At 70.1% G+C, this 22183-nt stretch carries 20 protein-coding genes; 7 read left to right on the top strand and 13 right to left on the bottom strand.

Translation table 11 applies throughout. The features are described from left to right. The first annotated feature begins 101 nt into the window (after window positions 1–101). Together HV824_RS37095 and HV824_RS01945 are read left to right on the top strand one after the other, a co-directional pair. Complete coding sequence (locus HV824_RS37095; RefSeq protein ID WP_176422526.1) at window positions 102–2063, top strand: hypothetical protein; 1962 nt, start codon at window positions 102–104, stop codon at window positions 2061–2063. 153 nt (window positions 2064–2216) lie between these two features. Continuing rightward, entirely contained in the window at window positions 2217–2711 is a 495-nt protein-coding gene (locus tag HV824_RS01945) for a hypothetical protein (RefSeq protein WP_176416272.1), read from the top strand. Window positions 2712–2770: 59 nt separating this feature from the next. Here the strand turns inward: HV824_RS01945 and HV824_RS01940 are convergent, their stop codons facing one another. After that, complete coding sequence (locus tag HV824_RS01940; protein ID WP_176416271.1) at window positions 2771–3319, bottom strand: SMI1/KNR4 family protein; 549 nt, start codon at window positions 3317–3319, stop codon at window positions 2771–2773. A gap of 98 nt (window positions 3320–3417) precedes the next feature. On the opposite strand from HV824_RS01940, the gene HV824_RS01935 reads away from it, so the two are divergent. Then, a complete protein-coding gene (locus HV824_RS01935) occupies window positions 3418–4071 on the top strand; it encodes a hypothetical protein (RefSeq protein ID WP_176416270.1) in 654 nt (217 codons plus the stop codon). Between the two features lie 55 nt (window positions 4072–4126). On the opposite strand, the gene HV824_RS01930 is transcribed toward HV824_RS01935, so the two are convergent. Both HV824_RS01930 and HV824_RS01925 read right to left on the bottom strand, forming a co-directional pair. Further along, window positions 4127–5548: a pitrilysin family protein gene (locus HV824_RS01930; protein WP_176416269.1), complete on the bottom strand. Its 1422-nt coding sequence runs from the start codon at window positions 5546–5548 to the stop codon at window positions 4127–4129. Between the two features lie 12 nt (window positions 5549–5560). Next, window positions 5561–6997, bottom strand: coding sequence for a pitrilysin family protein (locus tag HV824_RS01925; RefSeq protein WP_176416268.1), 1437 nt, complete (start codon window positions 6995–6997; stop codon window positions 5561–5563). Between the two features lie 288 nt (window positions 6998–7285). Between HV824_RS01925 and HV824_RS01920 the strand changes: the two genes are divergently transcribed. Both HV824_RS01920 and HV824_RS01915 read left to right on the top strand, forming a co-directional pair. Beyond that, window positions 7286–7501: a hypothetical protein gene (locus HV824_RS01920; protein WP_163783191.1), complete on the top strand. Its 216-nt coding sequence runs from the start codon at window positions 7286–7288 to the stop codon at window positions 7499–7501. Next, window positions 7501–8394, top strand: coding sequence for a hypothetical protein (locus tag HV824_RS01915; protein WP_176416267.1), 894 nt, complete (start codon window positions 7501–7503; stop codon window positions 8392–8394). The genes HV824_RS01920 and HV824_RS01915 overlap by 1 nt, the downstream gene beginning before the upstream one ends. Window positions 8395–8412: 18 nt before the next feature. Here the strand turns inward: HV824_RS01915 and HV824_RS01910 are convergent, their stop codons facing one another. Further along, complete coding sequence (locus HV824_RS01910) at window positions 8413–10824, bottom strand: DNA polymerase domain-containing protein (protein WP_176422530.1); 2412 nt, start codon at window positions 10822–10824, stop codon at window positions 8413–8415. Between the two features lie 138 nt (window positions 10825–10962). Between HV824_RS01910 and HV824_RS01905 the strand changes: the two genes are divergently transcribed. Then, window positions 10963–11607, top strand: a complete 645-nt coding sequence (locus HV824_RS01905) for a YafY family protein (protein ID WP_176416265.1) — start codon at window positions 10963–10965, stop codon at window positions 11605–11607. Between the two features lie 136 nt (window positions 11608–11743). Here the strand turns inward: HV824_RS01905 and HV824_RS01900 are convergent, their stop codons facing one another. The 4 genes from HV824_RS01900 to HV824_RS01885 all read right to left on the bottom strand — a co-directional run bounded on the left by HV824_RS01900 (window position 11744) and on the right by HV824_RS01885 (window position 14719). Next, window positions 11744–11926, bottom strand: coding sequence for a hypothetical protein (locus HV824_RS01900; protein ID WP_140788765.1), 183 nt, complete (start codon window positions 11924–11926; stop codon window positions 11744–11746). A gap of 75 nt (window positions 11927–12001) precedes the next feature. Beyond that, the gene (locus HV824_RS01895; protein ID WP_011551728.1) at window positions 12002–12208 is read right to left on the bottom strand and encodes a cold-shock protein; all 207 of its coding nucleotides are present in this window, start codon (window positions 12206–12208) and stop codon (window positions 12002–12004) included. A gap of 351 nt (window positions 12209–12559) precedes the next feature. Beyond that, window positions 12560–13204, bottom strand: coding sequence for a hypothetical protein (locus HV824_RS01890; protein ID WP_176416264.1), 645 nt, complete (start codon window positions 13202–13204; stop codon window positions 12560–12562). Between the two features lie 168 nt (window positions 13205–13372). After that, complete coding sequence (locus HV824_RS01885; protein ID WP_368738006.1) at window positions 13373–14719, bottom strand: metallopeptidase TldD-related protein; 1347 nt, start codon at window positions 14717–14719, stop codon at window positions 13373–13375. A 316-nt stretch (window positions 14720–15035) separates the two neighbouring features. Here HV824_RS01885 and HV824_RS01880 point away from each other — a divergent pair, with 316 nt between their 5' ends. Continuing rightward, window positions 15036–16313, top strand: a complete 1278-nt coding sequence (locus tag HV824_RS01880) for a TldD/PmbA family protein (RefSeq protein ID WP_176422529.1) — start codon at window positions 15036–15038, stop codon at window positions 16311–16313. Window positions 16314–16317: 4 nt separating this feature from the next. On the opposite strand, the gene HV824_RS01875 is transcribed toward HV824_RS01880, so the two are convergent. The 5 genes from HV824_RS01875 to HV824_RS01855 all read right to left on the bottom strand — a co-directional run bounded on the left by HV824_RS01875 (window position 16318) and on the right by HV824_RS01855 (window position 21595). Beyond that, window positions 16318–17406 (bottom strand): hypothetical protein, encoded by a 1089-nt coding sequence (locus HV824_RS01875; protein WP_176416261.1) that lies wholly within the window; start codon window positions 17404–17406, stop codon window positions 16318–16320. Window positions 17407–17417: 11 nt separating this feature from the next. After that, the gene (locus HV824_RS01870; RefSeq protein ID WP_176416260.1) at window positions 17418–19316 is read right to left on the bottom strand and encodes a hypothetical protein; all 1899 of its coding nucleotides are present in this window, start codon (window positions 19314–19316) and stop codon (window positions 17418–17420) included. 75 nt (window positions 19317–19391) lie between these two features. Beyond that, complete coding sequence (locus tag HV824_RS01865) at window positions 19392–20357, bottom strand: cytochrome c (protein ID WP_176422528.1); 966 nt, start codon at window positions 20355–20357, stop codon at window positions 19392–19394. 36 nt (window positions 20358–20393) lie between these two features. Then, the gene (locus HV824_RS38110; RefSeq protein ID WP_368670856.1) at window positions 20394–21419 is read right to left on the bottom strand and encodes a Rieske 2Fe-2S domain-containing protein; all 1026 of its coding nucleotides are present in this window, start codon (window positions 21417–21419) and stop codon (window positions 20394–20396) included. Further along, entirely contained in the window at window positions 21416–21595 is a 180-nt protein-coding gene (locus tag HV824_RS01855; protein WP_176416258.1) for a Xan family putative trans-acting RiPP leader peptide, read from the bottom strand. The genes HV824_RS38110 and HV824_RS01855 overlap by 4 nt, the downstream gene beginning before the upstream one ends. Window positions 21596–22183 lie beyond the last annotated feature (588 nt).

Below are 22183 nucleotides of genomic sequence, written 5' to 3'. Positions count from 1 at the left end.
CCACGGTGGATGCGTGACTGCCCACACAGGGCATCGCGGGGTCCACGGCGGGTCAGGGCAGCACACGGAGGCAGACAGTGATGCGTTACGGGTGGAAGGCAATGGCTGGCGCAGTGGGTCTGTGGGTCGTCACGGGGTGTGGCGCGGCCCCCCAGCCTGAGGACACGGAGGCCGCGGCGACGAGCGAGCAAGCGCAGGCGGCGACTTGGGAGGCGGACCTGCCCAGGGTCCCCACGGAGCAGGACGTCGCGTGGGAGCTGGACATCTACCCGATGACGGGCATGGGCGACCTGTCGCCCTTGAGCCTGGCGAAGTTCTGGACCTACGAGCGCTTCATCATCAACGGCGACAAGGGTATCTGGACCCGTCCCGAGTTGGAGCGGGAGCTGCTGGCGAAGGCGGAGGTGGACGAGTGCTTCTCTTCCATTGGCGGGCCCATCAGCCAGCCGCCCTGCGCGCCGGGCACGAAGCCCAAGCGCAACCAGGCCTACGTCTGGGGGCTGGCCAAGGCGGACAAGTCCCTGTGGTTCGGCACGGTAGCGAACACGCTGTGCCTGGTGCAGCAGGGCTTCCTCGGCTTCGCCACGCCCCAGGAGAACCCCTTCTGGGTGTGTGAGTTCGGCGCCAGCCAGTCCGGCACTGGCGACTTCCGCCCGCCGAACCTGCAGCGCTACCAGTTGGACACGGGCGTGCTGTCTTCACTCAATGGAAGCCTGCCCTTGGGGGCGGAGGTGCTGCGGCGCACCACCGTGGGCCTGCGCTCCGTCGGCGCGCAGGACGGCGTCGTGTTCCTGGCCGGCCCCAGCGTCGTCGCGGGCATCAACCTGTTCGCGTTCGACTCGGCCACCGGGGCCTTCCTGGGCGCGAGGAACTTCCTGCAGTACAACAACATCCGCGAGTGGGTGAACGTCCGCGGGGCGCTCTACACCGGCGTGGCGTACAGCGTGGTGCTGGGCAACGCGCCGGGCGGCGCCGTGCTCCGGTGGCGCGGCGCGAGGTCCACCAACCCCGCGGTCCTCTTCAACTTCGAGGTCGTGGGGCAGACGGACGCGGAGGTGGCCAATCTGGTGGAGCACGCCGGCCGCATCTACGTGACGACGTGGCCCACCTTCACCACGGGGGGTTCGCCGTCGCCGCTGTCGGCGCGCTTCACCGGCGTGTGGCGCAGCCCCCGCCTGGAGCAGAGCGGGCTGGATGCCGGGGACGCCAACGGCTGGAGGAAGGTCTGGGACATCCGCGACTATGAGCCGGACCTGCTGGCCGCGGCCACCACGGGCGGCGGCGCGGTGGCGTCGTTCGACGGGCGGCTGTACTGGGGCACCATGCACGTCCCCTTCCTCGCCACGTCGATTGCCCTGGGGGCGCACGCCTCGGGACTTTTGGACCTGGACGCGGACGGCAACGGCAGCCTCGGCTGGCTGGAGTTGCTGAACACCGCGCTGGGCACCCACCGCTCCACGTCCGTCTTCCAGAGCGATGAGCTGGGCAACCAGGATGAGCAGGTTCGGGTGATTTACGGCGAGAAGTACCTGCCCAGGTACTCGCCCACCGCCAAGGGCTACACCATCGCGTTCAACGCCTTCCACCGCAACCGCCTGGAGAATCCCGACCCGCGTTGGGGCTCCTCCGGCCTGGGGAACTTCTTCAACGCGTACACCTGGTCGTTGAAGGTCCACGACAATGACTTGTACCTGGGCACCTTCGACTGGAGCCAGGTGGCGCGCGTGGGCCTGCAAGAGGTCCTTGGAGGCGGAACCCTGCCGCCCATGGCCCCGCCCGCCATCGCCGCCAGCGTCACCTCCGTCGAGGACGCGCGCCGCGCCCACCATGACTACCTCCGGCTGCTCAACATCGCGCTGCCGAAGCAAGGGGCGGACCTCTTCCGCTTCGAGAACCGCAACAAGAGCGCGGTGGCGGAGTCGCTGAGGGGCCTGGGCAACGACACGAACTACGGCGTTCGCACGCTGGTGAGCGGCAAGAAGGCGCTCTACGTCGGCACCGCGAACCCGATGAACCTCCATCCGGACGGCGGCTGGGAGCTCCTCCAGCTGAAGAAGGACTGAGGCGGCCTTACCCCGGTCGAGGCCCAGGCCCCGACGCCTGGGCCTCGACCGGGGTGCCATGAATGGAGAATTCCTATCAGAGTGCAGTCAAGACTCCGTGTCAGCCCATGGGGGGTGGATTCGCAAACCTGAAGGAGGGGCTAAATAGGATGCATGACCCTCTCCTCCCAGTTTTCCATTGCCGCCCTGAGTCTGTCTTTCCTTGCACCGCTGTCCGCCCTGGCGTCCGGGAACACGGTCGCCAACGCGTATGTGGACGTCTCCGCCTACCTGACGTCGGAGGCGGACATCGAGGCGTGGTACCAGCTCAGCGCCTCCCTCAAGCGGAACTTCGATGACATCTGTGGCGACACGTTCTGTGAGGGCGAGTACAGCAACATCGAGTCGCTGCGCTTCCGCTGCTCCGTGAATGCCCTGACGGGCCGAATGGGCCAGTGTGTCTGGGTCTTCGCCGCCAGCAACGAGGAGGTCGACCCGGCGACGGGCGCGGTGACGGTGGATGCGCAGACGTGGGCCTGCCAGGTGCCGCTCGCGCCGCGCACCACGATGCAGCAGCTCCTGGCGGCGCTCGCGGGCACGTCTCCGCTCTACGCCACGCTGCCGCGCACCCAGACCACCATCTATGAGGGGCTGGGCGACTGCCTCTAGAGCGGGCCGCTCGGCGGTTCGACGCAGCCCGTGCCGAAACACGGGCCTTCCGCCATGCCTTACGCTTCCGCGAAGTTCTCGATGAGCTCGTCGATGACGCTGACGATGTGCGCCGAGAAGTCCGTGAAGTGCTTGGCGTGCTTCGTCCCCAGGAGCTTGGGAAGCGCGAAGCGCTCGTCGTGGTAGTAGCCCACGACGCCCATCTCCCCCTCCGGGGTGACGTCGCGCGGATTGAAGCACCAGAAGTTGTCCACCGCGTCGTCATCCGCGCGCTGGAAGAACAGGGCCTCGTTGATGGCCTCCTCGACCTCCGGGTCGTCACCATCCACCGCGTCCGACGCATCCGGCGACGCCGCGCGCAGGAAGCCCGGCTCCTCCATGCCGATGAGCTCCCGCCCGCCGTGCAGCACCTTGAAGGTGCCGTAGGTGCTGATGAAGTGCACGTAGCTGGGAGGCAGCTTCAGCTTGAACTTCGCCTCCAGCTTCGCCACCTCTTTGACGGTCACCGGCTTGGAGAACTCCACGTCCATGTCCTCCACCTCCTCCGCCAAGGACTTGAGGCGCTCCACCGCTTCAGCCACCGCATCCCCATTCGACGTCTTTGCCATGATGCGCGCACACTAGCGATTTCGTGGACCCCGCCAAGTCCCTTCAGTGAAGCAGCGCCCTTGCCCGCGAAGAAGGCCCCAGGCATAGGCTGCGCCTCATGCACGAGCAGGCGCTGCAGTCGCGTTATTGGGAGTTGCTGGAGAGCGTGGAGGCCTGGGCGAAGGGGTTTGGCGGGAGGCTCGTCCTGGGCCCGCCCGTACCGGATGAGGACATCGACCTGGTGCCGGAGCTGCTCGGCCTCCCGTCATCCAATGGAAGGCCCGTGCTGCCCGCGGGACTCCGCGAATTCTGGCGGCGCTGGGCCTTCGCGCGCGTCGAGGTCCGCGACTGGGATGATGGCGGCGCCTGGACGCCCCTGCCCGCCAACTTCCGGGTGTACTCACCGGATGACGTGCTGGAAGAGACGCGCTGGGTCCGCATCCCCTCGGACGTGACGCGGGACAACCGCCCCCTGTCCACCACGCACCTCTACGCGCTCGCGGCGGGCGACGTGCTGCCTCGGGACGCGCAGTGGTGTGTCGCGGCGAGCGGAAGCGCGTTGACGTCGCCCGCCATCGTCCTCAACCACATGGGCGAGCTGACGTGGGCACGGCTCCAGGACTCGGGGCAGTTCGTCTGGGAAGCGCAGCAGGCGGCGCAGAGCGCCACCTTCACGACATTCCTGGACTGGTTCGAGCACTACGTCCGGCACACGTGCAAGCTCGCCCCCGACGCCCTCTATCCAGACGGCGTCACGGCCCGTCCGGAGTAGCGCCGCCAAAGGAGGAAGGCGGAGGCCCCGGTGTGGCCTCCGCCTTCCCGGTGACTCACTTCAGCGCGGGGGACACGACCTTCAGCTGCGGCGCCACCACCTTCTGGTCGCCCACGACGATGAAGGTCATCGCCTCACGCTTGAGCATCTTCGCGGCCAGTTGCTGCACCTGCTCCGGCGTGACGGCCATCACCGACTGCACGTAGTTCTGCAGGTACGTGTCCGGCAGGCCGTGCAGGTCCACGAAGCGGAGCTGGCTGATGATGCCGCTGCGCGACGAGTTCTGGAGCAGGAAGGAGCCCGCCAGGTAGCTCTGGACGGCGCTCAGCTCCTCGACGGGCGGCGGCGTCTTGCGCAGGGTGGCCACCTCCTTGAGGATCTCCTTCAGCGACTCGCCGGTGACGGCCGTCGTCACGTCCGCGTTCTGCACCCAGTAGGCGTCCTCCAGGTGCGCGGAGACAACGCTGTTGGGCGAATACGTGTAGCCCTTCGCCTCGCGGATGTTCGCGGTGATGCGCGAGCTGAAGTAGCCGCCGAGCAGCGTGTTCAGCACCGTCTGCTTGACGTAGTCCGGGCTGGAGGGCGGCAGCGCCTTCACCGCCACGCGCACCGTGGACTGCACCGAGCCGGGGCGGTCGATGAACTGCACCGCCTTCGCCACCTGCTGCTTGGGCAGGTTCTGGAGCCGCGCCGGGCCGGCCTTCCAGCCGGTGAACGCGGCCCGGATGGCCTTCTCCACCGGACCCGGCTCGAACCGGCCGACGACGTAGAGCCGCGCCCGGGCCGCGCCGATGTTCGCGTCGTAGTGCGCGCGGACGGCCTGGGGCGTGTAGCCCTTGAGCTGCGCCTCCGGCGGGAAGTAGCGGCCATACGGGTGGTCACCGTAGAGCGACTGGAGCAGCCGCTCGTCGGCGAGCGTGCCCGGCCGGCTCTTGTAGATGGCCATCTCCCGCACCAGGTCGCCCTTGACGCGCTCGACCTCCGCCTGCGGGAAGGCCGGGTTCTGGATGACGTCCGCGATGAGCGCCACGGCGTCTGGCGCCGACTCGGAGAGGACCTCCATGCCGACCAAGGTCTGGTCCAGCGTCGTGCCGATGTTGAGCTCCCCCCCCAACTGCGCGGCCGACTGGGCCAGCTGCTCCGCCGAGCGGGTGGTGGTGCCCTCCGACAGCAGCCTGCCGGTCAGGTCCGCCAGCCACGTCTCCGTGGCCTTCTCATGGATGTTGCCGGTGTCGATGACCAGCTGGATGGCGACCTTCGGCATGTCGCCATAAGGCAGCAGGGAGACTTCCAGCCCGTTGTCGAGCTTGAACTCCGTGCGGACGGGGACCTTGAAGGGCTTGGGCGGCGCGGCGGCGGGAGGCGCTTCCTTGGTGGGAGCCGGAGCGGGAGCGGCCGCGAAGGCCGGCGCGGACAGCATCCCGAGCACCATCAGCGCGGGCGCGACAAGGCGGGTGCGAATTGAGTGCGTGGTCATGGGTGCGTGTCCTCAGGGGGCCTGCGTCTGGGTGGCGGTCGCCGCGGCGGGCGTCACCGTCAGCACGGTGCGGTTCTCACGGCGCAGATACTCCTTCGCCGTCTTCTGGATGAGCTCCGGCGTCACCTTCATCAGCTCCGACTCCAGCTGGTTGATGCGCACCGGGTCGTCGAAAAACAGCGCGAAGGACGCCAGCAGGTCCGCGCGGCCGAAGCCGAGGAAGCCCTCCAGTTGGCCGTACAGCCGCGAGCGCGCCTTCACCCGCGCCCGCTCCAGCGTCGCCGCGTCGATGGGCTGCTCCTGGAGCCGCGCCACCACGCCGTCGAACTCCGCGAGGAGGGTCTCCGTCGTCGTGTCCGCGTCATGGAACAGGTACGCGGTCCACTGCATGGGGCCGTTATAGTTCCAGTGGTTGCCCAGCTGGTTCACCCCGCCGGAGACCTCGCCCGTCAGGCCCTTCTTCTGCACGAGCTGCTGGTAGAGCGCGCTGTCGCTGCCGCGCAGGAGGACCTCGTCGACCAGCGCCATGGCGTAGTACTCGGGCGTCCCCACGTCGGGCATGTGATAGCCCACCGCGAGCGCCGGGCGCTGGGCCAGCTTGTCCTGCTTGTCGTGGCGCTTCTCCTTCGTCTGGCGGGGCTCGGAGATGTCCGGCTTGGACGGCTGCGCCACGGTGGGAAGCGGCCCGAAGTACTTTTGAATCCAGCCCTTCACCTGCTCCGGCTCGAAGTCACCGACGACGACGAGCGCGGCGTTGCTGGGGGCGTAGTACGTCTTGAAGAAGGCGCGCACGTCCTCCAGCGAGGCGGCCTCCAGGTCCTTCAAGTCGCCGTAGAAGTTGTGGGCGTTGTACCAGTTGCTGTTCGCCACCTGCGGCATGTCCAGCCACGGGAAGCCGCCATAGGGCTGGTTGAGGACGTTGACCTTCACCTCGTTCATCACCACGCCCTGCTGGTTCTTCAGGTTCTCCTCCGTCACGTCCAGCCCGCGCATGCGGTCGGCCTCGGCCCAGAGGATGGGCTCCAGCGTGTTGGAGGGGATGACCTCGAAGTAGTTGGTGAAGTCGAAGCGCGTGGAGCCGTTGAGCACGCCGCCGTTCTTCTGGATGAGGCGGATGAACTCCATCTTCCCGAGGTTCGTCGAGCCCTGGAACATCATGTGTTCGAACAGGTGCGCGAACCCGGTGCGGTCCTTCGGCTCGATGCGGAAGCCGATGTTGTAATAGACGGCGACGACGGCCTTGGGCGCCGAGCTGTCGCGCGAGAGGACCACCTTCAAGCCGTTGTCCAGCTTGTAGTAGTCCACGGGGACCTGGAGCTTCGGCGGCCCGGCGGGCGCTTGCGTCTTCGCCGCTTCGACGGCGGGCGGTGCCTCCGGCTTCTGGGCTTCCTGCGTGGTCGCGCAGCCGGTGAACGCGGCCAGTGCTACCGCTCCGAATACCTTCCTCATCGGACCTCCCCTGAATGACCTGGCATCTCGTCGAATGACGGAGCCCCTACGGCGCTGTGCGTCCCCCGATTGCCAAAGATTCGGGGACCCGGCAACCCGGACGCACCTGGCTCAATTCCATGCTCTCAATGAAAAACCCGCATAACGAGAGGGATTCCACATGGCCAGACAGGGGGTGCCCCTCGTGTGCGGGCTGGAATCTGCCTACGCTTCAAGTCTCCACCAGGAGGTGGCGCGATTCTTCCTTCTTCCTCCCAGACCTCCCCCGCCGGCTGGCACGACACGCTCGTGCGACACCTGGAACCGCTCCTCGGCGGGTTCACCGCGAAGATGGCCATCCAGACCGCCGCCCTGCGGACCCTCAAGCGGCCCCCCGAGCAGCTCAAGCGAGAAGACCTTCCGCAGCTGCTCGAAGGCCTCAAGCCCATGCTGAACACCTTCATTGGCGCCCTGCACGCGAAGGTCATCCTGGCGGAGATTTCCGCCTCCTTGGAGAAGCTGTGATGAGCGCTCATTCGACGGGCCGCGTGGCCGGGAGCATCGTGCCCTGGTTCGGCGCGGTGCTCGTGCTCCAGTTGGCGCACGCCTTCGCGGCGGCCTCCGCGCTGGACGCGCCGCGCGCGCTCCCGCTGGTGCATGACGTCGCCGGCTGGGGCAGCGGCGTGCTGGCGGTGTTCGGGACGCTGGCGGCGGCCCGCTCGTTCGCCCAGGGCGACTACCTGCGCAAGGTGTGGGGCGGCCTGGCCGCGGGCGCCCTCCTGTCGCTGGTCAGCACCGCGCTGCGCAGCTACTGGCTCCACGCGGTGCCGGACGTGCCCTTCACGCAGTCACCGCTGCTGCCCGTGCGCATGCTCGTCGTCGTGCTGGCGAACGTCAGCACGACGTACGCGCTCATCCTGCTGGCGATGACGTACCGGCAGTCCGGACTCCAGCCGCCGCCCAGCCTCCGCTCCAACGCGCTGTGGGTGGGGACGGCCGTGGCCGCGCTGGCCGTGGGCGTGCCCGTGCTGGCCACCGAGGTCCGCCACCTGGGCACGGACGCCATCAGCACCATGTCCGCCGTCATCAGCCTGGCGTCCACGCTGGCCGACATGACGACCATCCTGCTGGTGGCCCCCATCCTGAGCGTGGCGTACATGCTGCGCGGCGGGCGGCTGGCCTGGGTGTGGTGGGCCATGGGCATCTCCGGCGCCATGTGGCTCTTCTACGACGCCCGCGGGTGGCTGGCGCCCCTACTGCCCGGAGACGCGGCGCAGAACGCGGAGCTCCTCCGCACGCTGCGCACATCGGGCCTGGTGCTCCTGGGGCTCGCGGGCTGGCTGCAGCGCACCGCCCTGGCGCCGCAGCAGCTCCCCGCGGCCGAGCCCTCCGCGCAGTCGCACGCCGGCATGTCCTGAGCGCCGTCCCGCGCGCGGCTAACCCTCCTCCAGCGCGTCCGCCGGCGCCTTCAGCACCGTGAGGATGGGCTTCGCGTCCTCGAGCGAGGGCGCGAAGAGCGAGGGCTGGCCGGGGTCGTCGAACACCGTCCGGAAGTCCTCCGGCGTCAGCGCGCGCACCAGCCGCGCGGCGAACGTCTCCCGCAGCAGGCGCACGTAGTACTCCACGTCATAGTCGCGCGGGTCCTCCTCGCGCGACAGGGGCCGCGTGCCGGGGTCCTCCGCCTCTGGAATGGGGAGCAGGCCCGCCCGGCCTCCCACGGCGCGGTAGACGCGGACCTGCTCACCCAGGGGCCATTCCTTCCGGCCGCTGGCCAGCATGGCCTCGTAGGGGAGCTCGCGCCGGCGGGCCCGGATGGCGAGGTACTGGGCGCCCGACTTCGTCAGGCGGACGTGCGCGCAGACCTCCGGCGTGGGCAGCTCCCGGCGGCGCAGGGCCATCACCGTCGCGACGTACACCTCACGGACGCCCGGGATGTCTTGCGCCAGGAGGCAGCGCAGGGCGCGGCGAAGGAAGGCCTCTCCGAAGGGCTCCGCGCGGCTGGAGCGGAAGGCCACGCCGCGGAGCACCAGCGGGCCGTCATACGGCTGGAGCGCGTAGTTCTTCGGTTCGTGCGACAGCATGGCGGCATAGCGCCCGTCGAACTCCAACTGCACGCGGGGCGGCAGCAGCGCGGCGACCTCCGAGACGACGCGGCGCTCGTCGGCCTCCCGCCAGTCCTCCGGGACGGCGAAGTACACGCCGTCCGTGTCCGCCTCCAGCAGCGTGACGCCCCGGCGCGCCAGCTCCCGGCAGAGGAGCCCCAGCACCTCGCGGCCCTGGCGCGTCACCTCGTTCGCCGCGTGCACGTCCGAGAAGCGCGTGAGTCCCACCGCGCCCAGGTAGCCGTAGGCGGAGTTGACGACGATTTTCATCGCCGCCGACAGCGCCTCGTTCGTGAAGCGCTCCTGCGAGCCGGGCGGCGCCGCGCGCGCCCTGCCCTTCGCGCCCAGCCGCTGGTCCACCAGCCGGTCCACCAGCGCCAGCAGCACGCCCAGCCTGTCCCGCCTGGGGCCAATCCGGTACTGGCGCATCAGGGAGGGGTACAGGCTGGCGACGTCCGCCTTCACGATGCGCCGGGCCACGCCCGAGGCGAACAGGTGGAGCGCCGCGCCGCTGTGCGACGTGCCATCCCCTTCTTCGTGCGCGGGCAGCGCCGCGCCCTCCCGGAGGTAGGCCCGGACGAGCAGCGGATCCAACACGCCGGTGGCAGGCCCCGCGTCCGCCAGCCGCTCGTAGCGACGGGGCGCCATGCGCGCGAGCGCGAAGGCCGCGCCCCCGAGCAGCCTCGCGAGGCCGCCCGCCTCCGTCACGTCATCACGCGCATAGCGCCGCACGCGCGCCGGGTCCGTGCGGAAGACGTCATATATGCGGGCGCCGGGGATGTGCTCGCGCTCGGGCCCCGCCAGGCCCAGGTGCTTCGCGACGGCCTTGAGGCCATGGCCCGGCAAGTCCCTCGTGGAGAAGTCATGCCGCAGCACCGCGTCCAGCGTGTCGATGAGCTCACGGCCGGGCACGGTGTAGCGCGCGCGGCGCATCGCATCCGGAGGCGCGCCGGGCACGGGCCGTCCCAGCGCGGCGCCCCTGGCGGACGGGCGGTGCCGCAGGCCCGGTGTCCCCGCGCGGCCCAGCGCCAGGGACACCCCCAGGTGCCTGGCGCGCCGCGCGAGGAACGGCAGGTCGAAGCCGTGCAGGTTGTGGTTTTCGATGACGTCGGGGTCCCAGGCGCGCACGCGCTCCGCCAGGTGGTAGAGCAGGTCCGCCTCCGCCGAGTCGTCATCCCCCTGGGCCTCGAGCGTCTGTGTCGCCCCGTCCGGGCCCCGCAGCGCCACCAGGAAGACGCGGTGGTGCGCCGGGTCCAACCCGGTGGTCTCCAGGTCGAACTGCATGCGGCGCAGCTCATCGAAGGCGAGGTCGCGGAAGTACGTGCGGCCCGACATCGTGAGGTACTGCTCCTCCGGCGGCAGCGCGAGCACCGCGTTCGCGCCCAGCTCCTTCAGGTGACTCACCGGCTTGCCCAGCCGGCGTGACGCGCCTTCCAGCACCGCGCTGGTGAGCGCGCGGCTGTCATCGCCCCGGACCAGGTAGCGCAGCGCCCCGGGCCCTTCGAGCTCCTGCCACGTCACCCGGTAGCGCGCGGGGCCGTCCGACTCCGGGCGCAGCCGAGGCCCCAGGTGCGCCAGGTCCTCCAGGGACGCGAGCAGCAGCCACGGGCGGAAGCGCACGTCCTCGCGAAGGAGCGCCCCCGTCTTCGGGATGCGGCGCCAGACGAAGGCGCGGCCGTCGGGCTCCGCCCACACGGAGACAATGCCCGGCGTGGCGTCCCACCCCCAGAGCCACTCGTCCTCCATGGAGTCCCTCCGTGCGGATGTGCCGCGAACGCGCGCGATGCAAGCCGCTGGCGGCGTGGGATGCAAGGCACGTTGCTCCAGGGACATCCCCTCATCTTGAGGGAGGGGGGTGACAGTGGTATGTCAGGTTTCCTCCCCATGCAGCGCACCGAGCGTCTCTTCGCCCTCGCCGAATACCTCCGGGGCCGCCGTACCGGTGTCACCGCGGAGGTCCTCGCCGAGCGGTTCGGCGTCACGGTGCGAACCATCTACCGGGACCTGGACTCGCTGCGCGCCTCGTCGATGCCGGTGTCCGCCGAGCGCGGCCGTGGCGGTGGCTACGCGTTGGATCGCAGCTACAGCCTGCCGCCGGTGAACTTCACCGCGCGTGAGGCGGCGCTCATCGTCGCGCTGGGGCGCTTCGCCATCGACATGCGGCTGATGCCCTTCGCGGGCACGTTGGAGTCGGCGCTGGACAAGGTGCGCGCGGCGCTCTCCACCTCCGCGCAGCGCGAGCTGCTCACCCGGCTGAGGGAGCTGGCGTTCATCGGCGTGCCGTCACTGCCGAGCAAGAAGCCTGTCCGCGAAGCACTGGAGCGAGCGTGGTTCGAGCAGCAGCCGTTGCGCATCACCTATGTCGACAGCAACTTCCTGGAGACGGTCCGCGACGTGCGTGTGATGTCCGTCATCATGAACCGGCACGAGACGCGCATCGACGGGGAGGACCTCACCACGAAGGAGCGCCGACACTTCCGACTGGACCACATCACCCGCGCCGAGGTGCTGCGCGCCGCCGGGCCGTGAAGGCCGCTCAGGGGCGCTGGCTGCGTTGACGCGGGGGAGGTGGATACTGCGTCCTCCCGGGGGCTGGGCGCCGTCCCGGAAGGTTGGCCTGGGCACCACCGACCACGTGGCAAGCCCAGGCGGCACGACACTTGGCTCAAATCTCCAGCGGCGGCTGGGGACCGGGGATGATGTCCGCGATATCGGGGTCGACCTCACCCGGCTGGCGCGGCCCGCGCTCGGACTTCTCCTTCTTGCGCTCCTCGCGCTTCGCGTTCTTCTCCTGCTGGTGCTGCTTGCGCGCCTGCTCTTTCTGGCGCTTCGTGGATCTTCCTTGCATTGAGCCTCCCTCGCTGAAAACAAAAGCCCGGCCTCGCAGTGAGGAGACCGGGCTGATGGTGCTGAGCCTGAGCTCTCAGCCAACTACGCGGACGTTCTCGGCCTGGAGGCCCTTGGGGCCCTTCCGGGTCTCGAACTCCACCTTCTGGCCTTCGGCCAGGGTACGGAAGCCATCCGTCTGGATGGCGGTGTGGTGGCAGAACACGTCGGCCCCACCGTCGTCCTGGGCGATAAAGCCAAAGCCCTTCGCGTCGTTGAACCATTTCACGGTGCCAGTTGCCATGTTTCTTCTTCTTTCTGCGTGCGGCGCGAGACCGCAGCCAGTCCCTTAGAGCGAGACAGGCAGCCTCTAGCCTGTCGAGGGGCCAATGTCGAATGTGGAAGGCCCCGAATCTCCACCGGCTGTTCGCCGCGTGAAGGAAACGTGGCGTAGAACCGAAGAATTCCAGCCCCTTGACTCGTGGTACCACGCCCCGAAAATCGTCTGGCGCCCCTTCACCGCCGGACGTCCCTTCAATGTGGGGGCGCTCGCGTCCCCTGGGGAGCGCCCTGGAGGGCACATTCCTGGACGCCACTGGCCCCCCACCCTCCCGGAACGAGGAGCAACCGGGGGCTGCCTTCCAAGCCTGGCCCGCTAGGCGCCAGGGGGGACGCGCGGAAGTTCCGTGCCAAACACGACCTGGAGCAGGTCCATGAGCCCGGGCCAGGCCTCGGCGGCCAGCCACAGGCCCTCGGACTGATGCTCGGCGGTCATGGCCAGGGAGGCGGCGTCGAACAGCCGGGCGGGCAGCACGCCCTCTTCGGGCAACGGCCCTTCCACCTGTAGCACCTGGCCGTCCCAGCGAATGCCGGGCGGCAGCAGCCGCTCCGCCAACACCCGCATCGCGGCCCGGCCCGCTCCCGCGCGAAGCACGCCCATCATCAGCGACGAAGCCGTGCGGGACTCCTCCAGCTCCACCACGCCCGGCGTCTTCAACCACAGCCGGTAGCGCCCGGAGGCCAGCTCCACGCGCTCCAGCGCCGTCTCCACGCGCAGCTTCCAGCCGTGCACGGAGAAGCGGACGTCATAGACGTCCTCCCGCGCGGACCACTCCCGCAGCTCGAAGTTCTTCAGCCGGGCCAGCAGCTGGCGCACCACGGTCTCCACGCGCGCATGCGACAGGCGCACCCGCCTGCGGCTCACGTCCACCGCCATGTCGTTGGAGAGCGCGTTCGGCAGTCGCTTCGCCCACTCCCGCGCCCCTTCCAGCATCTTCGCCGCCAGCGACTGACCCGACATCCGCGTCCTCCCGTGACGCCGCCTCCCTGGGCCCCGGGGCCTCGTACCGGCGGCCCAGCGTCGTGCGCGCAGCATGCACTGGATTCGGGGCCAGCGCGCGTCCTGCTCGCAGGGCAGGCGGCCTGGCGTCTCCTGACGGGCCCCACGCCGCCCCCAGGGCCGTGGACCTCACCTGGCCGCCTGCCCTCCCCGGGCACCCGACAGCAGGGGCGGGAAGACGAGCGTCGGCGTGCCACAGCCCTCGGCGGTGGGGAAGAAGGTCAGGTCCGTCCCCACGCCGCGCAGCGCGCGGAACGTCTCCAGCACGGGCAGCTCCAGCTCTACCGGAGCAACGCGGCGCACACGACGGCCGTCGCGTACCTCCCAGCCGCCCGCCACCAGCGTGACGGTGCCGGGGCGCGGCATGGTGGTGAAGGTCTCCACGCGTGCGACGAGCTCCGTGTAGTGCGCGGGGAGCACGGCGGACGCACCGGGCACGAGGAAGGGATTCACGGCCTCGGGCGAGGGAGGCGACAGCGCGATGCGGAAGCCGCGCCCATTGGGCGGCGCGCCGAGCCGCGATGCGGTGTCCGAGGCGTGAAGGAATCCCCGCAGCACCCCCGCTTCGACCAGGCGGAGCGCGTCCGTGGAGAGGCCTTCGTCATCCATGGAGACGCGCCGCGTGGCGGTGGGGTGGTTCGAGTCATCCACCACGCTCAGGACCGAGGGGAACAACTTGCGCCCCACGGCCCGGGCCAGCGCGGGCGTGGCGGCGGCCACGTCTCCCCGTAGCAACCAGATGAGCCCCGCCGCGAGCGGCGCGGCCACCGCCGGCCGCAGCACCAGGGGGAGCTCGCAATCCAGCGGTTGCGCGGGGCCCGTGAGGGCTTCAACAGCCTCCGCGAGTCGGCGGCGCAGTGGCGTGATGACGGCGTCGTCCTCCGCGGTTTCGGGGAACGCCACCGCGTCCACCACGGCGCCTCGCGGCGTCTCACACCGCACGAACAGCTCCTCGCGCCACTCCGTGCGAGCACGCCGCTCGCCGCTTGCGCGCACCAGGGCGCGCCACGTGGAAACCTGGGTGAGCAGCGCGGCCTGCACCACGCCGCCCTGGGGCACGGCGGCGTCGATGAAGTGCTTCATCCGGCGCGCGGCGCGCTCCGGCTGGAGCAGGGGCGGGCCCGAGGCGCGCTGAGGTTCGGACTGGACTGGCAGCGCCGGCAGAGGACTCGCGCGTCCTGGAGTGGCTTGCCGTGCGGCGCGCTCCAGGAGCAGCGACAGCGCGCCCGCATCCCCCACCGGCGCGGTCAGCAGGCCCTGTCGCGCGTCCCAGCTCACGCGCGCCATGGCCTCCAGGGTCTCCCCCTGGTTGACGATGGAGCGCCCCGTCCCCGCGCCGTCTTCCAGCGACAGCCTGCGCTCCGCGGCGAGGAACAGCTCGGCCTGCGCGGGGGCATGGTGCCGCTTGAAGGCCGCCAGCGCTTCGCTGGCGGACGTCAGCAAGTCGCGAGGCTGAAGGCCCGCGCATGCCGCCACCCCGCTGTCCTCCTCGGAACCGGAACCGCCCCGCATCCACTGCCTCCGCCGACACACGCTGGGACTGTTGGCGAGGATACCGGTCTGCGTCCTCCTGTGGGGGCGCTCCGCGTTGTCGCGCGGAGTCCGCGCCGGTGGCTCAACCGCCGGTCCGTGCGGGTACGGCGACACCGCGAGTCTCAACGCGCCATCCAGGCGCATGCATGGGTCCGCCTCATCGTCTGGCGTATGCTCCAGGACCTGTGCCCGCCGCCTCACGGCGGGCGTCACCCAAGCCACGCCCAGCCCGCGTGGTGCCCGGCCGGAGGACACACGCTTGGATTGGTTCGTGGAGCGGCGCGAAGTCACCGAGGTCCTCCACCAGCGCTCCGGGCTCCGCGTCGTCCCCCCCGCGCTCGACCGGGGCTGGTCCATGGGACAGGCCACCGCGGACAGCGTGATTTGGCGATGGGCCCAGGTGGCCGAAGGCGGATGGAAGCGCGGCCTCATGCCGGAGGCGCTGGAGCGACAGGCCCGCGACATGCTGGACGCCGAGCCCCGGCTCGCGAGCGACACGGAGGCCATGTCGTCGCTCGTCCGCCAACTGGAGGCGACCGCGCGGGCCGCGGGCGCCCAGCACCTGGACGTGCTGCTGCGCGAAGTGGAGCGGCGCACGCTGTCCGCCAGCGACGCCCACCTGACAGAAGACCGCCAGCGCCATGCCCTGCTCGAAGTGAAGGCCTTCCACGACACCGGCGCGGGCCTGGCCGAGCTGTGGCGCTGCGCCGCCTGGCCGGAGGTCACCGGAGCGCGTGCCGCCCTGCCCTCGCTGGAGGCGCTCGTGGAGGGCATGGCGCGGGAGCTGCGGGACACGACGCCCATGGTGCCCTGCCCCCGCGACGTGCTGCCCATCGTCTTTCCACCGGGCGCCGCCTCCGGCTGCTTCTTCCACGAGGTGTGCGGACATCCCCTGGAGGGAGACGTCGTCGCGCGCGGCGGCTCCTACCTGGCGCGGCGGCTGGGGCAGCAGGTGGCCGGCGCGCACCTCAGCGTCTCGGACGACCCGACGGACGGCCACGGCGCGCTCGGCTTCGCCTGGGACGATGAAGGCCACGCCGCGCTCCCGGTGACGCTCCTCCGCGAGGGCCGGGTGGACTCGCCCCTGTTGGACGCTCGCAGCGCCACCGCGCTGGGCCGCGCGCCCAACGGACACGGGCGGCGCGTCAGCTACCGGCACCCGCCCCTGCCGCGCATGGCCCACACGCGCGTGGACGCGCACCAGGGCCACCTGGAAGCGCTGATGGCGGACGTCCCGCACGGGCTGCTGGTGCAGCACCTCACGCCGCGGCAGATGGACCTGCTGTCGGGCGACTTCAGCTTCTACATCGTGGAGGCGCGGGAGATTCGGGACGGACGGCCCGGGCGCCGCGTGGGCCCCGGCATCCTCCGGGGCAACGGGCTTACGGCCCTGGCGGCCATCGACGCGGTGGGCGCGGATACGAAGAACCTCTTCGCCACGCGCGGCTGCCGGAAGCTGGACCATGGTCCGCTGCCCGTGTCCTTCGGGCAGCCCACCATTCGCTTCCGGCAGCTCTCCGTGGAGCCCTGGCGCTAGGCCATCACCGGCACATCCAGCCGAGGTCCGGCTCGGGCACCGGCTCCGCGTCCGGGTCGAACGGCGGCGTCACGGACGGAACAGAGAGCACCCGGGCGAAGCCCACGCCGGCTTCGGGCGTCAGCGTGAGCGGCGAGATGTTCCAGGGCCGGATGAGAAAGGGGTTCTGCTCCTCCGGGGGGCTGGTGCCTTCGTCCACGAAGCTCACCGTCACCGGCTCGGTGGTGCCTGGCGGAAGGACGACGGCGAAGTAGCCCAGCGAGCTCGTGGGCGCGGGCGTGGCGAAGTAGCCCATGGGGGACTGCCCCGGGAAGAAGCCCGGCGGCGCCCACTCGATGGCGTAGAGCGAGCCCGCCGACGTCTCCGCCGCGATGCTGTCCGCGGGGATGTTGAACAGGTCGAACGCCTCGCTCGGCGCGTACACCCAGATGAGCGCCACACCGCCCGTCCGCGTGGGGTCCACGAGGTCCGCGGGCGTGGTGGGGATGCCCATGTCCGTGCGCAGCGTCGCCACCGCGGCCAGCGCGCCCGCGTCACCCACCACGCCAGCCACCTGCACGAGGCAGGACGAAGGTCCCGCCGTGAAGGGGCGCAGCGTCGACGTGGGAAAGTAGGTCGCCTCGGGGATGGGCTCGAAGGGGGGCGCGGGGAACATCTCCGGGGCGCCCATCACCAGCCCCTCCAGCGGCGGCTCCACCCGCAGCTTGTACGCCGTCTCGTTGCCCGACGGCACGCCGCGCACCTGCCAGAGGCCGTTGGGCGCCACCGGTCCGCTGGAGTCCAGCGACTCCCCGTTCCGCACCACACTCACCCGCGCGCCCACCGGCGCGGAGCGGAACACGTAGGGGATGTTCTCGAACAGGAAGGGCGGCGGAGGCGGCATCTCCGGGTCCATCACCGGGAACGTCGCCAACGAGAAGAAGAACGCCTCCGGGTCAAAGGCGATGCCCGACACGGTGGTCTTCGCCTCCGGCAGGTCCGTGTAGGCGTCGTCGGTGGTGGACGGGGGCGGACCGTCGCTGCCCGAACATCCACCGGAGAACGCCAAGGCAAGGCTGGAGGTGACTGCGAAAGCCCTCAGGGAGGTCTTCATGGCGGTCGTTCTCACTGAGGCGGAAGGATGTGCTGCATGGGAGGCGTCTCTGCGTGGCAGGCGTTGGCGCAGTTGCCATACGCATTCGGCGTCTGGTGCATCTCCGCGAAGTACAGGTCGTAGTACTCCGTGCCGTGCGACTGCACGTGGCAGCCGTTGCAGGACATGAGGCTGGGCCGCAGCGTGCTCTCACGCGTCAGGTGGCACAGGGTGCAGTCCGCGCGGTTCTGCGAGTACTTGCGGGAGGAGGCATGGATGCGGTGGACGATGTCCGACACCTGCCCCACGGCCTGCTCGAAGTGGCACGTCTTGCAGAGCTCCACGTGGTCCACGGCCATGCCGTGGTGGACGTTGGACAGGGAGTTCGTCCCGTTGTGGCACACCTGGCAGTTGCCGATGCGCTCCGGGTAGGTCGTCTTCTGCTCCTGACCCACCTGGAAGAAGAACGGGTCCAGCCGGTTGAGCCGCTCGCCCATGTAGCTGCGGTGGCCCTTGAGGACGATGGCATAGGTGCCGGGCTTCGCGTCCTGCGGCAAGGTGACGGCGTAGCGAGCGGGCGGCTGCGAGTCCGCGTAGCCGGGGAGGATGGACGGCAGGCCGGGCTCCACGAAGAAGCGCGGCTCGCTCGTGCCGGGATAGGAGAAGTACGGCAGTTGGTAGGTGCCGTTGGCCACGCGGAGGTCCTGCAGCGGCCCCACCACTTTGAAGCCGGACTCCGAACTGCTCGTGTCCCGGTAGGTGAAGATCATGAAGTCGTTGAAGTAGGCGAGCCCGTTGGAGTCGCCATTCACGTACTCGTTGTAGGTGGGCAGCAGGTCCCGCGAGTGCAGGCCGTTGCCGTCGCCGTCACGCAGCGACACCATGAAGTCCACCGTCTCACCCGGCATGTAGTAGCGGCCGTTCTGCGGCGTGCGGATGCGCACGGCCTGCTCCAGACCGAAGCCGCAGGGCACCTGCTCGTCCGTCGCGAGCCCGTCCGGCCCCATCCGGAAGCAGGAGGCTGGCCGCTCCTGCTCCGGGACGAAGGTCACCGGGAAGTAGAAGGGCGCTTCGGGCATCAGGCTCCAGGTGACGCGAATGGCGCCGTCCCCGGAGAGGTCGGGCATGGTGATGGACTTGAACGGGTTGGTGGCGTTGGCCACCGAGACCTTCACCACCGTCTGGTAGATGGGGTCGGCGCCGGGAGGCTGCGGCTCCGGATCATCCGGGAAGCGGGGCCGCGCCAGCCCATCCACGGTCCAGCTCACGCGCGTGCGGCCGGTGGTGGCGTTCTCCGCGAGGAAGTCCCGGCGCAGGTAGGTCTGCGACGCGCGCGCGTTGCCGTCCGAGTCCAGCACCTCCACCAGGAAGGTGTCGTCGTTGGAGATCATCCACGCGGCGTTCTCGAAGTACGTCTCGCGCTGGAAGCTGCCGCTGCCCCGGTCTCGCCAGGTCTCCTGGCCAATGGTCAGCCCGCTCCAGTCGAGCGACTTGAACCGCGACTGCCGGCGGGCCCAGGTCGCGGGAGCCTGCCGGTTGTTGAACTCGGTGTGCTGGCCGAAGACGGTGTCCACCAGCGTGATTTCACGCAGGAAGTAGATGGTGCCCGGCGTGACGTTGAAGCGCGCGAAGGGCGGCATGGGCGGCCCCAGCGGGGCGCCGTCATTCAGCCGCGTGCAGACGTCCGGATACGCGCCTTCCGGCAGGCTCACGTCTCCGCGCGCCACCGGCTCGCCATTGGGGAGGATGGCGCAGCCATTGAAGGCCAGGAGGCTGAGGGAGATGGCACCGGAGGCCGAGCTCGAGTACGGGTCGAAGGCCCTCGCGCCACGGCCACGGGTTCCCTCCGCGTCAGAGATGTCGAGCAGGTTGCAGCCCGAACCGAGCGCCCAGGACGACAGGCATAAGAGAAGTGCGAGAGGCTTTTTCATGAGCGGCCGGAGCGACGACACGGGGGAACAGGGGCTTGCAGTCTAGCGGGCATCCCGAGCTGGAACCAAAAAGCGTCAGGGTGATTCGGCGGCACGGGCAGGCGCCGCGGCCGGCACCGTCCGAAGGTAGCGGTACATGGCCCGCAGGTCCTCCTGGGACAGCCCGGAGAAGAAACCCCAGGGCATGACGAGCTTGTTGACCTGCCCTTTGGCGCTGGGCGTCGGGGCCATGTCGCGGAAGGCCGTGAAGCGGGCGATGAACGCCTCTTCGCTCAGGGTGTGCAGCCCCTGCGCGTGGGGTGTGAGGTTCGACGCCACTTCCGGCGCGTAGGGCGTGGGCATGGGACGCCCTCCGGCGAAGGGCGTGCCCGCCTCATCCATGCCCGCGTGACAGGCGGCGCACTGCGCCACCTGCGTGAGATAGCGGCCCCGGGAGACAGGGTCCTCCGCGGGAGGCGGCACGGGCCCCGGCAGGGCCGAGGCGAGCCCATCCAGCGAGCTCATCATCTCCTCGGGCAGGCTCGAGCGCGCCACGACCTTCGACGACGGGGGCACCTGACGGAGCCACGCGACGACCGCCTTCGCGTCCTCGTCCGACAGCTCGCGGTAGAAGAGGTACGGCATCATCGGTACCAGCACGCGGCCGTCACGGCCAAAGCCTTCGCGCAGGGCCCGCAGCAGCTCCGCGTCCGTCCACTTGCCAACGCCGTGCTCGGGGTCGGAGGTGATGTTGGGCGAGCAGACGCGCCCCGGCAGCCCCCACTGCTCGTCCTGGCACGCGCCCGACAGCGGGGCGCCCTTGACGGGCCCCCCGTAGCGCGTCCAGTCCCGCTCAGTATGACACGCGCCACACGCCAGCACGTTCTCCACCAGGTAGCGGCCTCGCTCCAGCCGCTGGGCCTCCGGGCTCCTGGGCGCCGCGCCCTGCGTGCGCACGGCGTCTTGCCGCGGCGCGGCGGGAGGTTGGGCCTCCTGGGGGGCTTCCGCGCGCGGCTTGCAGGCACACAACCCCAGCGCCAGGGCCAGGACGAGGAGTCTCACGGTGTCTTGCCTCCCCGGGCACGGAGCCCGGCACGTTCATTCCGGAAGAGGGCCGCCATCCGCGGGCGCGCGGCCCTGGCGGATGGCAATCACGCCCCGGCGGTACTCGGCGGGGAGCCGGTCCGCCCTGGTGAAGACTTCACCCGCGAAGCTCGTGGGGTGGGCCCGGGGCCGCACGCCCTCGAGGACTCGCCGGTCCTGTTCGAGGATGGCCAGCTCGCTCTTCAGGAACATGTCCGGAAAGTGAGCGCGCAGCCGAGGATGGTACGAGCAGAAGTAGAAGCACCGCATCTTCTCTTCCGACACGGGCGAGGCGACGGCGTAGACGGTGTGGACGTAGAAGAGCGTGGGCTTGAAGACCAGCTTCACGGCGAAGGGCCACGTCACCTCATACGTGAGCGTGGTGCGGTCCACCCGGGGCGGCGCCCCTCCGATGGACGGCGACAGCGCGGGATAGACTATCTGCGCGCGCACGCCTCCGGGACGCGCCTCCACGTCATAGGGAGGAACCTCCTCCTGGGCCGGATTGCCGAAGGTGCCCTCGTGCACCCACGACAAGTGGGCCACGTCCAGGATGACCTCCACCATGCGCCCGGCGGACACCTCCCAGTCGAGCAGGGGCAACGCGACCGTGGCCGCGCTGCCGTCCTCCAGCTCCGGCCACTCGGGCAGCGGCGCGGCCGGCGCTGAGGCCAGACATACCCACACCAGACCGTAACGCTCCGTGGCACGAAATGACGCAAGCGCCGCGCGGGGCGGGACCGCCACGTCAGGTTGCGACGGAACTCGCACACAACGTCCGTCCGCGCCGTAGGTCCAGCCGTGAAAGGCACAACGAATGCCGTCCGCCGTGGGCTGGCCGTCCCGGAGGTCCGCGCCGCGGTGCGCACAATAACGCTGTGACGCCGCGACGCCCTGGTCCGTGCGCCACACCACCAGGTCTGTTTCGAGCAGACGCGCGGCGAGTGGGCGCTCGCCCAGCTCCTGCGAGAACGCGACCGGGTGCCAGTACGCGGAGAACGCTTCGTTGTAATGACGCACGAGGACGTCGGTCCGGCTCACGCGAGGGCGAGCGGGGCGATCTTGCTTTCGATTTCTTCGAGGAGGAAGTCGATCTCCTCAATCTCGTCGAGCTTCTCGGGAGCGGCGAGCTCCGCGGAGGGCGCCGACGGCTCGGCACTCACGGAGGAAGCATCCACGGGGTGATGCACCTGCTGGAACGTGTCTTCCGACGCCATCGAAGTGGACTCCAGGGGGTGAGGGGGGTGCAATGCTGCCGTGATGACTCATGTGATGTCAACGCGGGCAGCCCCATGAGTGCGTCAGGCCAAACGGTGCGCTAGGCTCCGGGCGACACGACTGTGCAACACACCGCACTGTCCGTCGCGCGGTCTCCCCTGGCAGGCCCCCGCCTCCCCCTCGTGGCTTCACGATGCCCTTCACCATTCCGTCCGCTGCACTGTTTCTCCTCGGGGCAGCACTCGCCACGGCGGCGCCGCCAGGAGCCACGGACACCGCCGTGGAGCCTCCCGCCAAGGTCCGGCGCACACAGAAGCCGAGCGCATCCAGCCTCACCAAACGCCGCATCACGAAAAAGAAGCGCGCCGCCCCAGCCCGGGCCCTGAGTGAAACAAAGACATCGCGCTCCGTCTCAGCCAAGACAGCCGAACCGGCACCGGCGGCGCCCATGACACAGGCGCCCCCGCCTCCCGCCGAGCCAAACCTCCCCGCGTGGGACGACACACCCGACCCGCTGATGGTGCAGCCCGTCGTGGTGGAGGAGACCGCGGACACGGGGGATCCGTTGAGGGTGCGCCCGGTGACGG

Source organism: Myxococcus sp. AM009 (assembly GCF_013372605.1).
GTDB classification, from domain to species: domain Bacteria; phylum Myxococcota; class Myxococcia; order Myxococcales; family Myxococcaceae; genus Myxococcus; species Myxococcus vastator.
The sequence above is the reverse complement of the archived record's forward strand: the minus strand, read 5'-3'. Positions and strand labels throughout refer to the sequence as shown.

What these genes read in the sequence shown, in the direction of transcription:
- HV824_RS37095 (WP_176422526.1), top strand. Translation starts at nt 102, where the DNA reads ATGGCTGGCGCAGTGGGTCTGTGGGTCGTCACGGGGTGTGGCGCGGCC.
- HV824_RS01945 (WP_176416272.1), top strand. Translation starts at nt 2,217, where the DNA reads ATGACCCTCTCCTCCCAGTTTTCCATTGCCGCCCTGAGTCTGTCTTTC.
- HV824_RS01940 (WP_176416271.1), bottom strand. Translation starts at nt 3,319, where the DNA reads ATGGCAAAGACGTCGAATGGGGATGCGGTGGCTGAAGCGGTGGAGCGC.
- HV824_RS01935 (WP_176416270.1), top strand. Translation starts at nt 3,418, where the DNA reads ATGCACGAGCAGGCGCTGCAGTCGCGTTATTGGGAGTTGCTGGAGAGC.
- HV824_RS01930 (WP_176416269.1), bottom strand. Translation starts at nt 5,548, where the DNA reads ATGACCACGCACTCAATTCGCACCCGCCTTGTCGCGCCCGCGCTGATG.
- HV824_RS01925 (WP_176416268.1), bottom strand. Translation starts at nt 6,997, where the DNA reads ATGAGGAAGGTATTCGGAGCGGTAGCACTGGCCGCGTTCACCGGCTGC.
- HV824_RS01915 (WP_176416267.1), top strand. Translation starts at nt 7,501, where the DNA reads ATGAGCGCTCATTCGACGGGCCGCGTGGCCGGGAGCATCGTGCCCTGG.
- HV824_RS01910 (WP_176422530.1), bottom strand. Translation starts at nt 10,824, where the DNA reads ATGGAGGACGAGTGGCTCTGGGGGTGGGACGCCACGCCGGGCATTGTC.
- HV824_RS01905 (WP_176416265.1), top strand. Translation starts at nt 10,963, where the DNA reads ATGCAGCGCACCGAGCGTCTCTTCGCCCTCGCCGAATACCTCCGGGGC.
- HV824_RS01900 (WP_140788765.1), bottom strand. Translation starts at nt 11,926, where the DNA reads ATGCAAGGAAGATCCACGAAGCGCCAGAAAGAGCAGGCGCGCAAGCAG.
- HV824_RS01895 (WP_011551728.1), bottom strand. Translation starts at nt 12,208, where the DNA reads ATGGCAACTGGCACCGTGAAATGGTTCAACGACGCGAAGGGCTTTGGC.
- HV824_RS01890 (WP_176416264.1), bottom strand. Translation starts at nt 13,204, where the DNA reads ATGTCGGGTCAGTCGCTGGCGGCGAAGATGCTGGAAGGGGCGCGGGAG.
- HV824_RS01875 (WP_176416261.1), bottom strand. Translation starts at nt 17,406, where the DNA reads ATGAAGACCTCCCTGAGGGCTTTCGCAGTCACCTCCAGCCTTGCCTTG.
- HV824_RS01870 (WP_176416260.1), bottom strand. Translation starts at nt 19,316, where the DNA reads ATGAAAAAGCCTCTCGCACTTCTCTTATGCCTGTCGTCCTGGGCGCTC.
- HV824_RS01855 (WP_176416258.1), bottom strand. Translation starts at nt 21,595, where the DNA reads ATGGCGTCGGAAGACACGTTCCAGCAGGTGCATCACCCCGTGGATGCT.